The following is a 13,377-nucleotide window of genomic DNA, read 5'->3' as shown; positions in this document are numbered from 1 at the left end:
GGCTTTTGTTCCATTGAACAGCTCACCCTTCGATGCTCGTATCTATATATGACATATTCAGATGATTCAGTCAGTACTGTTTTCTACTATTTTTTTGCAAGTTCGTACATTGCTGCTGCCGTAATCTGCAGTGCACGGAGAAGCTTTTCTACTTCCACATGTTCATCTGGCTGATGGATCACGTCTGCTTCACCTGGAAATACCGGTCCGAATGCAACCATGTTCGGGAATTTCTTTGCGTAAGTTCCACCACCGATTGCAAGTGGTTCCAGGTGCTCGCCAGTCTCTTCTTCATATACATGAACGAGCTTTGTCACCAGTTCAGAGTCTTTTGGTACATAGAGAATTTTGTGGTTATTTTTCCGGAGCACATCGAATGTGTAACTGTTGATATGATTGATCAGTGTATCATCAACAACTTTCGGATCTGCATTTTTTGGATAACGGACATCTAATGTAAAATAGGTCTCTTCTCCATCATAATAAACAATACCAAGGTTTACGGTTGTCTCACCAGTTTCTTCATCCACATAATGTACCCCCAGTGATTCTCCATTTGTCTCCGCTCCGATCTCGTTCAGAAGAAATTCCATCAGTTGCTGGAATTCTCCACCAAATTCATTCTCTTTCACTGCATTCAAAAGAAGAATTGCTGCATTTACACCAAGATGCGGGGTACTTCCATGTGCACTTCTTCCCACCGCTTCAACGATTGTTTTTCCGTTTTCATGCGTCACAGTGATTCCTTCTGTCTCTGCTACCTTAATGTCTCCTTTTACGATCAGTTTACAAGTTGGAATCACGACATTGTCAGCAATTCCACCACCAAAATATTCCACTTCGATATGACCTTTGTCATAAACCTTAGAACCGCCTTTGATGCCGGTCGTTCCTTTTTCACAGAAAATAACCGGAAAATCTGCATCCGGAGTAAATCCGATCGTCGGCATCTCATATCCGTTCTCTACGTAATACGCTGCACATGAAGAGCCACATTCCTCATCAGATCCAAAAATAACACGGATTCTACGGTCAATTGGAAGATTCAGGTCACGGATCGCCTTCAATGCGTAAATTGATCCAATGATCGGTCCCTTATCATCCAGACATCCTCTTCCCCAAAGAATTCCATCATGGATCTCGGCACCATAGGCAGGATAAGTCCAACCGGTATCGCCAGCCGGTACAACGTCTACATGACCAAGAACGCCTACCATCTCTTTTCCTTCTCCATATTCTACCCAGCCTATACGATTGTCTGCCTGCCCAACCTTGAAGCCAAGCTTGCGGCCAAGTTCAAGGGCATCTTCCAGAGCAGCCTTCGGTCCCGGACCATATGGCGCGTCTGGCTGTGCCTCACCACGCACGCTTTCAATTCTCATGTTCTGTTGGATTCCAGCAAGAATTTCATCCTTCATCTCCATAATCCTGCTGTTTAATGCTTCATAACTCATTATTACATTCCCCACTTTCTTGTGTATTCCATCTGTATTCTATTATACACGATACATCTTTAGAAACCAAATAATAATTTAACAAATCTGCTCCGAATCCAGCACGATCGTAAATGGACCGTCATTTAAAAGAGATACCTTCATATCTGCGCCAAAGTTTCCTCTTTCCACAACCGGGATCACTTTCTTACATTCTTCAATAATATATTCATACAGTTCATTTGCCATATCCGGTGCACCTGCCTCAATAAAACTTGGGCGGAATCCTTTTTTACAGTTTGCATATAAGGTAAACTGGGAAATCAGAAGAAGTTCTCCATCCACATCCTTCAGGGCAAGATTGGTCTTTCCGTTCTCATCTTCAAAAATGCGAAGTCCTGTCAACTTCTTTACCATTTTGTCTGCAATCACTCTGGTATCATCCTGTGCCACTCCGATCAGCACCATAAATCCTTTTCCAATCTTTCCGATCACTTCTCCTTCTACCGCAACCTCGGCATGTGTTACTCTCTGAATTACAAATTTCATGTTTTCTTGTCTCCTCTTTCTTCTCTTTATTTGACACTATAATACCTGTGTTCCGAAATTATCAGAACATAAGTATTTTGCTACAGGTCTAAAAAACGGGGGATTTTTATTTCCCCCGTCTTATAACATTATAATCTCTGTTCTTACTCTTCCAAGCTTGCCTTTAATTCAAGAAAATCTTTGATAGCTTTCACACATCCGTCAACACCAAACTTGGAACTGTTTATACAAATATCATAACTTTCGGCATCGCCCCATTTTTTGTTGGTATAATAATTGTAATAGCTTGCCCTGCGTTTATCTGTCTTATGTATCAGATCTTTTGCTTTGTTATCTGTCAATTCATTCAGCTTTGCTACATTTTTAATCCTGTCTTCCAGATCTGCATGAATGAATACACTTAGTACATCATCCCGCTCTTCCAGTGCATAATCCGCACATCTTCCTACCAGTACACACGGTCCTTCCTCCGCAATCTTTTTGATCGCATCAAACTGCGCAAGGAAAATCTTGTGATTTAGTGGCATTTCATTGACAGAACCGGATGCAAATCCCATAGAATATGTATCCATTACCAATGAATAGAGAAAACTGTTCGTCGGTTTTTCATCATGTGTCTCAAAAAGCTCTTTGCATATCTTACTGTCCTTTGCTGCCCGTGACAACAATTCTTTATCATAAAACTCAATTCCCAGTTCATCTGCCAGACGTTTTCCAATCTCGCGTCCTCCGCTTCCAAACTGACGACCTATTGTTATAATTGTATGTGTTTTACTCATAAACGTCACGCTCCTTTGCAGGTCATTATTCCATGATTATCCTATACATATTATATAACAATTCATAATAAATGTATAGATTTTCATGACATTTTGCGTAGTTTTTTCAATAAATTTTCAAAATATTCCGGAAGTGGGGCATCAAATTCCATATATTTTCCGGTTCTCGGATGGATAATTCCAAGAATTTTCGCATGAAGTGTCTGCCCCTGTAGTGTCCACGGACATTTTGCCGGACCATATACACAGTCTCCAAGTAACGGATGATGGATACTTGCCATATGCACACGGATCTGATGTGTGCGACCGGTTTCGAGCTCACAGGCAATATAAGTATACTCGCCAAACCGCTCCAGGACCCGGTAGTGTGTCACTGCATTTCTGCCGTTTTTTTCATTGATACTCATTTTCTTCCGGTCAATCGGATGGCGTCCGATCGGCGCATTCACAGTACCGGAATCCTCTTTGATATTACCGTGTACAATCGCATGATAAATCCGCTTAATGCTGTGCTCTTTTAACTGCTCTGCAAGGATCTGGTGTGCGGTATCATTTTTACATACCAGAAGAGAACCGGTAGTATCCATATCGATCCGGTGTACGATTCCCGGACGCATTACACCGTTGATTCCTGAAAGCCGGTCTTTGCAATGATACATGATCGCATTGACCAGGGTTCCGGTATAATGACCTGCTGCCGGGTGCACTACCATACCTTTCGGCTTATTAACCACCAGGATATCATCATCCTCATAGAGAATATCCAATGGTATATTTTCCGGCAGGATATCCGGTTCCGTCAAATCCGGTATCGTAATCTGAATTTGATCTCCTTTTGCAACCTTATAGTTAGATTTGATTACTGTGGAATTTACCTTTACATTTTTTTCTTTTATCAGTTTTTGAATATAAGAACGGGAAAGCTCCGGCACTTTCTCTGTGAGAAATTTGTCGATTCTCTCCCCTGCATTTTCTTCACTCTGAAATTCTTTAATCTGCATGTTTCTGCTCCTGTCTGCGCGAATAAATAGAAAAATCTTCGTCCTTATAATAAAAAAAGATCAGCAGAACCAGAACGATAAACGTCACAGTCACATAAATATCCGCCACATTGAAAATCGGAAAATCAATCAGTGAAAAATAAAAAAAGTCAACCACATATCCTCTGGTCAGACGGTCAATAAAATTCCCGATTGCTCCGGCTGTCAGAACGATCATACAGATTCTGAGTGGCAGATATCTTTTTTCTACCGGAGTTCTGCCATAAAACCAGCTCACAATAACAAGGATCACAACGGTCATGATGACAAAGAACCATCGCTGGTTCTGAAAAATCCCAAATGCAGCTCCTCTGTTTTCAAGATAATGCAATTCAAAAACATTATTCCACAACACAAATGCAGACTGATCCTTCAAATGTGCAATTGCCAGAAGCTTTGTATACTGATCCAGAAGCACCAGGATTACGACTCCAAGTGCTGCAAAAATATATTGTTTTAACCCTGGTCTGTTCTTCATATGCTCTCCTTTACTGCTAATGCCATTAGATATACTTTCGGATTGTAACATAATAACGTCCCTTTTTTGTCTCGGAAAGAACTCCTTCGTACTGAAAACGTCCCATCTGTCTTACGGAAATGATATCGTTGTCCTTTACATGATATCCATTACTGGTAATCAGCTTTCCGTTTACATATACACGCCCAGCCTCAATCAATGCAGTAAGTTTACTTCTGGACGAAGAAAAAGCCAGTGAAAGAAGGGAATCCAGGCGTACTGATGCAACAGTTCCCTTAATCTCTTCGTACTTTGGCTTCCATTTAAAATCTGCATTTTCTACTTCTACGGCACGAACGGTTGTATGACGTACCCTGGTCAGTTCTTTTACAAGAAACTCCGTCAGTTCCTGATGTACAAAAACATAAGCTTCCTTATCGTGAATCAGAATATCTCCCGTCTTTGCCCGTGTGATCCCAAGGTTCAGAAGTGCACCCAGATAATCTCTGTGTGATAATTCCTCAGCAAATTTCGGCTGTAGCGGACTGATCTTCAGAATGCGGATCGGATATGTACTGCGGATACTTTCCTCATCCATATACATATAAAAAGCATCAGGTAGAAATGCTGCCATCTGACGCTCTGACGGATCATACCCGCCAAAGGTCCTGTATGGAACAGGGAAAGAATCCTTCGGCGTAGTATGTAATATATTCAGTTCATTCAGGTTCAGGAAATCGGAATACATAATGATTCCTCTCTGATAAGCATTGTTAGACAGCTCAATCAGACGTTTACGAAGTAAAGTCTCTTCTTTTTCCATACCCTGTCTTCTTTCTTCTAGTAACGGTTCTGGATCGGCACATCGAACGAAGTATTCAGAAGATCCTGCATATCGCCGGAAATATCAACATTTGCCGGTGTTACCAGAAAAATATAACTTGAAATCTTCTGAAGATTACCATCAATTGCAAAAGCAGATCCTGATGTGAAATCAATAATTCTCTGCGCGATCTCAAGATCCATACCTTCCAGATTCAAAATAACAGTTCTTCCCGCGAGAAGAGTCTCTGTAATCTCGCGTGTATCATCCATTGCGTTTGGTTTGATTACACAAACTTCCATTGCAGGAGCATTTCTGCGTGTAGAAGGCTGGCGCATCGGGGTGACTTTATTTGAACGACCTGATTTTTTAAGCTGATAATCTTCCTCTTCTTCTTCGTAAGCAGCCGGTTTATCTTTCTTTCCAAAAATATTCTTTTTTGGCTTCTCTTCTTCATATGACTCATCTTCAAAATCGTCATCTTCATCGTAGAAATCATCATCATACTCATCATCGTCGCCGTTTAATTTCATAACGTCTAAAAACTTATCTAATACTCCCATTTTTCTTATACACTCCTATCTGTGGTATCTAAATCTGATGAGCATAATTTCGCTCGCCAAAAATTGCTGTCCCTATCCGAACCATGGTGGCTCCCTCTTCTATAGCAACTTCAAAATCATTGGTCATCCCCATTGAAAGAATACTCATGTTAACATTATCAACTTTTTCCTTTGCAATGTCAACAGATAATTTTCGTAAGTTTGCAAAATGTATACGATTTTCTTCCGGGTTTTCTACAAACGGAGCAATTGTCATCAATCCTTGTACTTTTATGTGTTGAAATCTGACAATTTCATGAATAAAATCCATAACTTCCTCTGGCATCAGACCGAATTTTGTATCTTCTTTTGCCATGTTTACTTCGAGAAGCACATTTACAACAATACCTTTTTTCGCTGCTTCTTTATCAATTGTTTCCGCAAGACGAATAGAATCAACAGAATGGATCAGCTCTGCCTTATCGATGATATATTTTACTTTGTTGCGCTGCAGATGACCAATCATCTGCCAGTGAATATCCTTCGGCATTATATCATATTTTTCATCCAGTTCCTGCACTTTATTTTCACCAAAATAACGGCAACCGTAAGCATACGCTTCTTCCAGCATTTCTACCGGTTTGGTCTTGCTTACAGCAATCAGTGTTACATCCTCCCGTTTTCTGCCGGAGCGTTCGCATGCAGCGCATACACGTGCTTCCACATCTTTTAAGTTTTCTGTGATCATTTCTTTCACTCCATTTCTTATTGACTTACTATCTGATTATCCCGAACAGAATCTCCGTTCAGGGCAATATGATCATAATTGGATAGACTGTAGCTGTTTCCTTCTGCAATAATATAGTATTCATCACTCTCACTCAGAATCTGAACCTGCTTGAATACAGCATAGCCTTTATTGACATTATAAACTCCTTTGATGCTTTCGGTTTTCAAAAGATCCATCGTATCGGAAGATTCCGGCAACAAAAGAGTATCTCCTTTTTTCAGATTCTCTGTATCCAGATATGCAATACCCGATTCCGTATCCTCGTTAATGATCGTCACCGGAATAAATTCCGTTGTCGTCTTTCCTTTTTTGGTCGTCTGCCTGTAGACACCTTCGTTCTGAGAAGCCCCGCCGCTCGTAATATAATCTATCGGAACAGCATAACAGTCTTTCTCCGTTACCGAGGTTTTCGGAATCTTAAGCCCGGACTCGTCTTCCAGGATCAGTTCAATATTCACGAACCGTTCATCTGCATACCGGATCATGGAATCCTTAAAAGTAATATTGGCATAAATATCATTTTTCTTTTCCGTAAGTCGCATAGTTCCCCACAGGTCCTTATTATCCTTCAGGAATCTGACCTCAACAGAAAGGGAATCTTCCCCGTTCATTTTTTTCTGGAAGGTTTGTGCCAGATCAGAGGTCAGGCGTACCGTTACCGTCCACTCTTCATCTGTGACCAGGCGATATACCGGCTGCCCTGCATCAATCTTCTGGTTGCCTGAAAGCTCTGTGACACTGTAATTTGCCTTATCAAACATCTCATCCGTGATATTATCTGTCGTCAGATTTTCATAGCCATCTACCGAAAGCTCCACGATTCCGTCATCCGGGCTTTGAAATGCATCTACATTTCCGGACTGCAGAATAGAATTCAGCTGTGCAACCCTGCTCTGTGTCGTATTGTTCTGTAAGATCGCTGTTACTTCACTTTTCAGATTTGATGCCGTCTTAAACTCCTCCGGTGAATAGGATTCATTAAATCCCTGTGCCTTCAGCAGAATACTGTTCCATTCATCTGCATTCAGGGAAACTTCTTCATTGCTGTCCTGATCCGTCTGTGTCTCGAGCTTGGAAGACGTAATGGTGTAAATATTGGTTCCAAGTGCAACCTTCTGTGCATCATCTACAAAATAATTGACATATCCGCTTTTTTCAGCATTTACCACCGTTTCTTTTCTGAGAACCATTCCGGTTAGATTCCTGTCTTTTAAAATGCTTCCTTCCCGTACCTCATATACACTCACTCTGTCTTTTGTAAAATAGATCAGAACGGTAAAAACAAGATACACAAAAATAATTCCAAACAGAATCGTACCAATATTTAAATGTCCTTTTCGTTTATATTTCTGGAGGCTGACGACCTCCGTATTCTTCTTTTTCCCAGCCAAAAATCAAGCCTCCAAATCTATTCGGATTTTAACAGGCACAGTGCCGCACCATTCAGATAATCACAGCACCTACCCTGATACCTGCCTTCCTCTTCCATCTTCTGCAGCAGTTCGTCCCTCAGCCTCCACCAGCTGCATCCCCAGTTACAGAACACTGCATCTTTCTCAGGAATTCTTGAAAACATTCGTTCTACTGCCACGGTTTCCGGAATCTGTTCAAGAAACGTAATCACTCTTTCAAAATATTCTTCCTTTGAACATACCGTTATTTTACCATTTTCATACCAATCGCACAACCGTGTATTTCTGGCAATATAAAGCGAATGCAGTTTCACAATATCCACACCAAGCGCAGTAAGGATTCTTGCAGTCTCTTTTGCATCCGCTGCCGTATCTCCCGGAAGATTAAGAATCACATGGGTACAGATTGAAATACCAGTATATCTTTTAATCCGCAGTACTGCATCGATAAATTCTGCAAGACCATGTCCCCTGTCGATCATCTGCAGTGTATGATAATTTGCTGTCTGTAATCCAAGTTCTACATTCATCTGAATTCCGGTCATCGCGCGGATATCTCTCATAATATCAAGATACTCAGCCGAAACACAATCCGGTCTTGTGGAAACAGATATCTCCACGACACCCGGAATCCTGGTAGCCTCCATCAGATAACTGCGAAATCTGTCCGGAGGAAGAAAGGTATTGGTATAATTCTGAAAATATGCAATATATTTGTTGGCATGGTATTTTCTCGTGATCATCTGTCTGGTCTGTGTCAACTGTTCTGTGACAGAAACTGTAGCCGCCATTGCCTCAAATCCGGTTCCTGCACCGGCACAGAATGCACATCCATCTCCGTTAAGACGGTTCGGACATGTGACCGGAAGGTTCACCGGAAGCTTGTATACTTTTTCACCATATTTATTTTTCAGGTAATCCGAATATTTATAATATAACATATTTTTCCTCTCATTTATGAATAATTAAAAAATTTTAACACATACTAACCGTATAGAATCGTATAAGGAGGATATTTACATGAAATGGTTTGATAATACAGCACTCACCGTCGTGATCATCGGTGCTGTGAACTGGCTTCTGATCGGTATATTCCGTCTGGATCTTATTGCCTGGCTTTTTGGAAACATGTCATGGCTCTCACGTATCGTCTACACGATCGTCGGACTGTGTGGACTCTACCTGATCAGTCTTTTTGGTAGAATCGGATCCATGTCCGAATCTTAATACGCCCAGGTAATGTACCTGATACCATCTCGGTGTATTTTCTACATGCTTGAAAAAAAGAAAGGGGCTCCCAGACAAGAGATGCCCCTTTTTGTGTATACGATAAGATTCACACACCACATTTACTGCTGACCAGACGGGATTGCCTCGATCAATGATGTCATATCCTCATACAGAACCGGTTTTTCTGAGGCTCCCATAACAATCGATATGTATGGATTGTCACTGGAATCTTTTTCCATTAGAATCAGACAATATCCTGCTTCATCCGTTGTCCCGGTCTTCCCGCCTACGATCGTAACATTCTCCGGCACATCCACCTCTCCCTGCGCATAGAGATTGGTCGGTGTAAACAACGCCTCCTGGCTGTTACCGTCCACATCTGTATAATATGCGGTATATGCTTCACTCTGTATGATATTTACAAAATCTTCATGCTTTATGCACTCATTAAATATCAGATAAAGGTCATACGCTGTTGTATAATGATTGTCATCATGCAGTCCGTGCGGATTCATAAAATGAGTCCCGTTCGCCATCAATTCCTGGGCTCTGCGGTTCATCATATTAACAAACGCTTCTTCTGATCCACCTACATATTCCGCGATTGCAGTTGCTGCATCATTTCCAGAATACAAAAGAAGAGCTCCCAAAAGATCCCTGAGTGTCCAGACTTCTCCTTTCGCAAGACCGCACACCTGTGCATCCGCCGAAAAACTGGATGCATCTGCGTTTCCACTGATCGTCACCTGGTCATCCAAATTTGCATTCTCAATAGCGAGAAGTGCCGTCATGATCTTGGTTGTACTGGCAGGATACAGTCGTTCATGCGCTTTATAAGAATATAATACACGTTCTCCTGTAAGATCAAATAATGCAGCACTGTGCAATTCAGTATCTTCTGTATATCCCTCTAACGCCACATCATTTTGTGCTACACACAGCTCCTCTGCATAAAGCTTTCCCTGGTATAAATCCTGATTATAATTTTTAAGTTCATATGCTGTCACAGGTGTTGCTCCTTTTCCTCCGATGCAACCACCTGTAAACAGACTTATCGATGCCACACATACCAGTGCGACACTTTTTGCTCTACTTATACATCTCACGCCAATCCAAGTCTCCTCTGTCTAATGCAAGTATAATGATTTCTGCCGTTGCAAGATTGGTAGCCATCGGGATGTTGTGCATGTCACAAAGACGAATGACATCATTTACATCCGGTTCATGTGGCTTTGGATTCTGTGGATCCCGAAGAAAGATCAGAGCATCGATTCCATTCTGTGCAATCTGCGCACCGAGCTGTTGTTTGCCGCCCAGCGGTCCCGCAAGATATTTGTGAATAGAAAGATTAGTAACTTCTTCGATCAGCCGGCCGGTTGTACCGGTCGCATACAACTCATGCTTGCTCAAAATCCCACGATATGCAATACAGAAATTCTGCATCAGTGTTTTCTTAGAGTCATGCGCAATAAGTCCGATATTCATTTTCTCAGCTCCTTTTACTGATATTTTTTAGGCTGAAGCCCTATATTTAATACAATGCCAATTCCCATATATAAGCTGATAAGCGAAGTCAGTCCGTAACTAACAAACGGAAGGGGAATTCCTGTATTTGGTAAGATCCCTGTTGCCACGCCGATATTGATAAACGACTGAAATCCTATCTGCGCGGCTACACCGCAGCAAATAATCCGCCCCGCCAGATCTTGTGCCCTGAGTCCTATCAATATGCATTGTACTACAATCAATAATAACAGACCAATCACGATACAGCAACCCACAAAACCTAATTCTTCACCTACAATTGCAAAAATAAAGTCTGTCTGTGGCTCAGAAATAAAATTTCCGTTCTTCACGGATGTGGTTGTATTATTATTCAATCCTTTACCGGTAAGCTGTCCGGAGCCAATCGCCATAATTGCATTATTCTGCTGGTAAGCTTCATCACTTGCATATTTCTGCGGTTCCAGCCATGCCAGAATACGCTTTTGCTGATAATCGTGCAGAAATGGCTGATTTGGCTGTACAACAATACTGATAAAAATAATCGTAACCGGAACCAGAATCGCAATCAGGGTTCCGATAAATCGATAACTCAGTCCCGCCAGATACATCATAGCACAAAAGACAAGCGCTATGGATAAGGTTGTTGAAAGGTCTGGCTGAAGAACGATCAGGATCAGTGTTGGTGCAATCAGTCCTACTGCTTTCAGGATGGTTGCAGCACTGTTCAGATCATCCTCATGATTCATCAGAAATTTTGCAAAGAATACGACAACCAGTATTTTGCTGAGCTCTGATGGCTGAAAATTCGTCACTCCGATATCGATCCACCGCTGTGCACCATTTACATTGGTTCCAAACAGCTTTACACATACCAGTGCAATGATATTGATCCCGTATAAAATCCAGTAAAAGTTCAGAAGCCATACATAGTCTATCATCGAAAGAATGATCATCAGGATCACTCCGGCGACAAGTCCTATGATCTGTCTTCCCTGTACTGCCTGCTTTGCACTTCCGATTACCATAACTCCGATAATCGATATAGCAATAACAGAAATGACCAGACCGAATTTCACATCTTTTAAATGATAAGGTTTTGTCTTTTTTGGTAATCTCACGATTTTTCTCCTGTCAAGTTGATTCTAATCTGTGAACGTGTTATTTCCACTTTAAAATTATCTTCGGTTATCTTCATGTATTTTCCGATTGTGTGGTATAATTCTCCGCACAAAAGTTCATAAGTATCTGGCTGACACTGCACCCGGTCCGAAACAAGAAGGCTTTTCAAACGTTCTTTTGCAATGCGGACAGATGAATGGTGCATACCTCTTTCAAATACATGCATGATACATCCTCCTAATTTCTTTTAAACATATGGGAAAGTTTGTAAAACAAACTTTCCTGTTTATCCAGATCGAGAAATGGCACTTCTTCACCAGTTATACGCCGGCAGATATTGGTATATGCTTTTCCTGCCAGCGAATCCATATCTACAACCGCCTCTCCCTGGTTCGTTCCGATCACGACCTGTTCATCATCCGGAATTGCTCCGATCAGATCGATAGGAAGAATCTCTGTCACATCTTCTACTGACATCATCTCTCCTCTTTTCACCATATCCATCCTGATACGGTTAATAATAAGATTCAGTTTTTTCATGTGATTCTGCTCCAGCAGCCCAATGATGCGGTCAGCATCACGAATGGAGGATACTTCTGGCGTTGTCACAACAAATGCTCTGTCAGCTCCGGCAATCGCATTCTGGAATCCCTGCTCAATTCCTGCCGGACAATCCAGTAAAACGTAATCAAATTCATCTCGAAGCTCATTTGTAAGCTTGATCATCTGCTCCGGTGTGATCGCTGACTTATCCTTTGTCTGTGCCGATGGCAGCAGATACAGATTTTCATGACGCTTATCACTGATCATCGCCTGCTTCAAACGGCAGCCACCTTCGATCACGTCGACCAGATTATATACGATCCGGTTTTCAAGTCCCATGACAACATCCAGATTCCGAAGACCCAGATCCGTATCGATCACCAGTACCTTTTTCCCGAGCCTTGAAAGTCCGGCACCTATATTTGCTGTCGTTGTTGTTTTTCCGACACCGCCTTTTCCCGATGTCACTACAATAATTTCACCCATTTTTCAGATCCTCCTACCACTCTAAATTCTCCAGTGGATCGATATAAATGCGCTTGCCGTCAAGACGGGCGATACTTGGTCTTACGGTTTCGTCTTGAAGATATGTATGTGTTGATACAATATCTGCAATCTTCATCACATGCGGTCTCATCGACAACGCTGTAATAAACGCATTCCGATCTCCTGTTGCCCCGGCATGTACCGTTCCCCTTACCGCACCCAGCACAACAATATTGCCCTTGGATACTACGGTTGCACCAAACTCTACATCGCCAAGTATAATAATACTCTGTTCTGTCTCCAGTACCTGCCTTTGTCTGAGCGTACCTTTGTAGAACTGACCTTCTTTTCTGGTTAAACTGTTAAGAGAGTCTTCTACTACTTTTTTGTATAATCTTTCTGTATTTTCATTAGCATCAAAAATACAGACAATATGGATATGAGCGACATCAGTGATCAGACCAATGACCTCTTCTTCCTGTGGTTTTGTAAGAATCCGCCCTTCAAACGTAACCGCCATGGTCGCATCTTTGAAAAAGCGGGCAGATTCGGTAAATTTTTCTCTCAATTCCTTCAGAATCTCTGTATACTCTGCATCAGGATCCATATGAACAATCAGACCGTATTTATTACTTTTAATGATGACTTTCTGTTTCATACCTGTGATC

Annotated in this window: 17 protein-coding genes; 1 reads left to right on the top strand and 16 read right to left on the bottom strand. The window is 41.6% G+C overall.

The features are described 5' to 3' along the window. Window positions 1-86 precede the first annotated feature (86 nt). From pepV to PGQ33_RS00115, 10 genes are all read right to left on the bottom strand, one after another. Entirely contained in the window at window positions 87-1,454 is a 1,368-nt protein-coding gene (pepV, locus tag PGQ33_RS00160; RefSeq protein ID WP_195502631.1) for a dipeptidase PepV, read from the bottom strand. Between the two features lie 78 nt (window positions 1,455-1,532). Further along, window positions 1,533-1,982, bottom strand: coding sequence for a D-aminoacyl-tRNA deacylase (dtd, locus tag PGQ33_RS00155; protein ID WP_055260960.1), 450 nt, complete (start codon window positions 1,980-1,982; stop codon window positions 1,533-1,535). Window positions 1,983-2,125: 143 nt separating this feature from the next. Further along, entirely contained in the window at window positions 2,126-2,761 is a 636-nt protein-coding gene (locus PGQ33_RS00150; RefSeq protein WP_117558349.1) for a cytidylate kinase-like family protein, read from the bottom strand. A gap of 83 nt (window positions 2,762-2,844) precedes the next feature. Beyond that, window positions 2,845-3,762 carry an RluA family pseudouridine synthase gene (locus tag PGQ33_RS00145; RefSeq protein WP_055260964.1) on the bottom strand — a complete coding sequence of 306 codons (918 nt, stop codon included), beginning with the start codon at window positions 3,760-3,762 and terminating at the stop codon, window positions 2,845-2,847. Next, entirely contained in the window at window positions 3,752-4,279 is a 528-nt protein-coding gene (lspA, locus tag PGQ33_RS00140) for a signal peptidase II (protein ID WP_270203678.1), read from the bottom strand. Before lspA ends, PGQ33_RS00145 begins: the two co-directional genes overlap by 11 nt. 25 nt (window positions 4,280-4,304) lie before the next feature. Continuing rightward, complete coding sequence (locus PGQ33_RS00135) at window positions 4,305-5,081, bottom strand: YlmH/Sll1252 family protein (protein ID WP_270205005.1); 777 nt, start codon at window positions 5,079-5,081, stop codon at window positions 4,305-4,307. A gap of 17 nt (window positions 5,082-5,098) precedes the next feature. Next, complete coding sequence (locus tag PGQ33_RS00130; RefSeq protein WP_008370263.1) at window positions 5,099-5,644, bottom strand: cell division protein SepF; 546 nt, start codon at window positions 5,642-5,644, stop codon at window positions 5,099-5,101. A 28-nt stretch (window positions 5,645-5,672) separates the two neighbouring features. Beyond that, on the bottom strand, window positions 5,673-6,371 hold the full coding sequence (locus PGQ33_RS00125) for a YggS family pyridoxal phosphate-dependent enzyme (RefSeq protein ID WP_008370261.1): 699 nt from the start codon (window positions 6,369-6,371) through the stop codon (window positions 5,673-5,675). 17 nt (window positions 6,372-6,388) lie between these two features. Continuing rightward, window positions 6,389-7,804 (bottom strand): HlyD family efflux transporter periplasmic adaptor subunit, encoded by a 1,416-nt coding sequence (locus PGQ33_RS00120; protein ID WP_008370259.1) that lies wholly within the window; start codon window positions 7,802-7,804, stop codon window positions 6,389-6,391. A gap of 17 nt (window positions 7,805-7,821) precedes the next feature. After that, window positions 7,822-8,766, bottom strand: coding sequence for a TIGR01212 family radical SAM protein (locus PGQ33_RS00115; protein WP_270205004.1), 945 nt, complete (start codon window positions 8,764-8,766; stop codon window positions 7,822-7,824). Between the two features lie 79 nt (window positions 8,767-8,845). Here PGQ33_RS00115 and PGQ33_RS00110 point away from each other — a divergent pair, with 79 nt between their 5' ends. Then, the gene (locus PGQ33_RS00110) at window positions 8,846-9,052 is read left to right on the top strand and encodes a DUF378 domain-containing protein (RefSeq protein WP_022221010.1); all 207 of its coding nucleotides are present in this window, start codon (window positions 8,846-8,848) and stop codon (window positions 9,050-9,052) included. A 122-nt stretch (window positions 9,053-9,174) separates the two neighbouring features. On the opposite strand, the gene PGQ33_RS00105 is transcribed toward PGQ33_RS00110, so the two are convergent. From PGQ33_RS00105 to PGQ33_RS00080, 6 genes are read right to left on the bottom strand one after another with little or no spacing between them, the layout of a single operon-like run. Next, on the bottom strand, window positions 9,175-10,161 hold the full coding sequence (locus PGQ33_RS00105) for a D-alanyl-D-alanine carboxypeptidase family protein (protein WP_270205003.1): 987 nt from the start codon (window positions 10,159-10,161) through the stop codon (window positions 9,175-9,177). Further along, complete coding sequence (locus PGQ33_RS00100; protein ID WP_008370250.1) at window positions 10,145-10,540, bottom strand: methylglyoxal synthase; 396 nt, start codon at window positions 10,538-10,540, stop codon at window positions 10,145-10,147. Before PGQ33_RS00100 ends, PGQ33_RS00105 begins: the two co-directional genes overlap by 17 nt. Before the next feature lie 14 nt (window positions 10,541-10,554). After that, a complete protein-coding gene (locus tag PGQ33_RS00095; protein WP_055157102.1) occupies window positions 10,555-11,679 on the bottom strand; it encodes an FtsW/RodA/SpoVE family cell cycle protein in 1,125 nt (374 codons plus the stop codon). Then, window positions 11,676-11,906, bottom strand: coding sequence for a cell division topological specificity factor MinE (locus tag PGQ33_RS00090; RefSeq protein WP_022221008.1), 231 nt, complete (start codon window positions 11,904-11,906; stop codon window positions 11,676-11,678). Before PGQ33_RS00090 ends, PGQ33_RS00095 begins: the two co-directional genes overlap by 4 nt. Window positions 11,907-11,917: 11 nt before the next feature. Continuing rightward, complete coding sequence (minD, locus tag PGQ33_RS00085; RefSeq protein WP_008370246.1) at window positions 11,918-12,709, bottom strand: septum site-determining protein MinD; 792 nt, start codon at window positions 12,707-12,709, stop codon at window positions 11,918-11,920. 13 nt (window positions 12,710-12,722) lie between these two features. Next, window positions 12,723-13,367, bottom strand: a complete 645-nt coding sequence (locus PGQ33_RS00080; RefSeq protein WP_022221007.1) for a septum site-determining protein MinC — start codon at window positions 13,365-13,367, stop codon at window positions 12,723-12,725. Window positions 13,368-13,377: the final 10 nt, after the last annotated feature.

Origin of the sequence: Coprococcus sp. AM100_B19A (assembly GCF_027662015.1) — a bacterium.
Classification (GTDB): Bacteria; Bacillota; Clostridia; order Lachnospirales; family Lachnospiraceae; genus Allocoprococcus; species Allocoprococcus comes.
Note: the sequence above shows the minus strand (reverse complement) of the source record. Positions and strands in the feature narration are given on the sequence as shown.

Excerpts from the sequence above, each read along its gene's own strand:
- pepV (WP_195502631.1), bottom strand. The coding sequence starts at position 1,454 with ATGAGTTATGAAGCATTAAACAGCAGGATTATGGAGATGAAGGATGAA.
- dtd (WP_055260960.1), bottom strand. The coding sequence starts at position 1,982 with ATGAAATTTGTAATTCAGAGAGTAACACATGCCGAGGTTGCGGTAGAA.
- PGQ33_RS00150 (WP_117558349.1), bottom strand. The coding sequence starts at position 2,761 with ATGAGTAAAACACATACAATTATAACAATAGGTCGTCAGTTTGGAAGC.
- PGQ33_RS00145 (WP_055260964.1), bottom strand. The coding sequence starts at position 3,762 with ATGCAGATTAAAGAATTTCAGAGTGAAGAAAATGCAGGGGAGAGAATC.
- lspA (WP_270203678.1), bottom strand. The coding sequence starts at position 4,279 with ATGAAGAACAGACCAGGGTTAAAACAATATATTTTTGCAGCACTTGGA.
- PGQ33_RS00135 (WP_270205005.1), bottom strand. The coding sequence starts at position 5,081 with ATGGAAAAAGAAGAGACTTTACTTCGTAAACGTCTGATTGAGCTGTCT.
- PGQ33_RS00130 (WP_008370263.1), bottom strand. The coding sequence starts at position 5,644 with ATGGGAGTATTAGATAAGTTTTTAGACGTTATGAAATTAAACGGCGAC.
- PGQ33_RS00125 (WP_008370261.1), bottom strand. The coding sequence starts at position 6,371 with ATGATCACAGAAAACTTAAAAGATGTGGAAGCACGTGTATGCGCTGCA.
- PGQ33_RS00115 (WP_270205004.1), bottom strand. The coding sequence starts at position 8,766 with ATGTTATATTATAAATATTCGGATTACCTGAAAAATAAATATGGTGAA.
- PGQ33_RS00110 (WP_022221010.1), top strand. The coding sequence starts at position 8,846 with ATGAAATGGTTTGATAATACAGCACTCACCGTCGTGATCATCGGTGCT.
- PGQ33_RS00100 (WP_008370250.1), bottom strand. The coding sequence starts at position 10,540 with ATGAATATCGGACTTATTGCGCATGACTCTAAGAAAACACTGATGCAG.
- PGQ33_RS00090 (WP_022221008.1), bottom strand. The coding sequence starts at position 11,906 with ATGCATGTATTTGAAAGAGGTATGCACCATTCATCTGTCCGCATTGCA.
- minD (WP_008370246.1), bottom strand. The coding sequence starts at position 12,709 with ATGGGTGAAATTATTGTAGTGACATCGGGAAAAGGCGGTGTCGGAAAA.
- PGQ33_RS00080 (WP_022221007.1), bottom strand. The coding sequence starts at position 13,367 with ATGAAACAGAAAGTCATCATTAAAAGTAATAAATACGGTCTGATTGTT.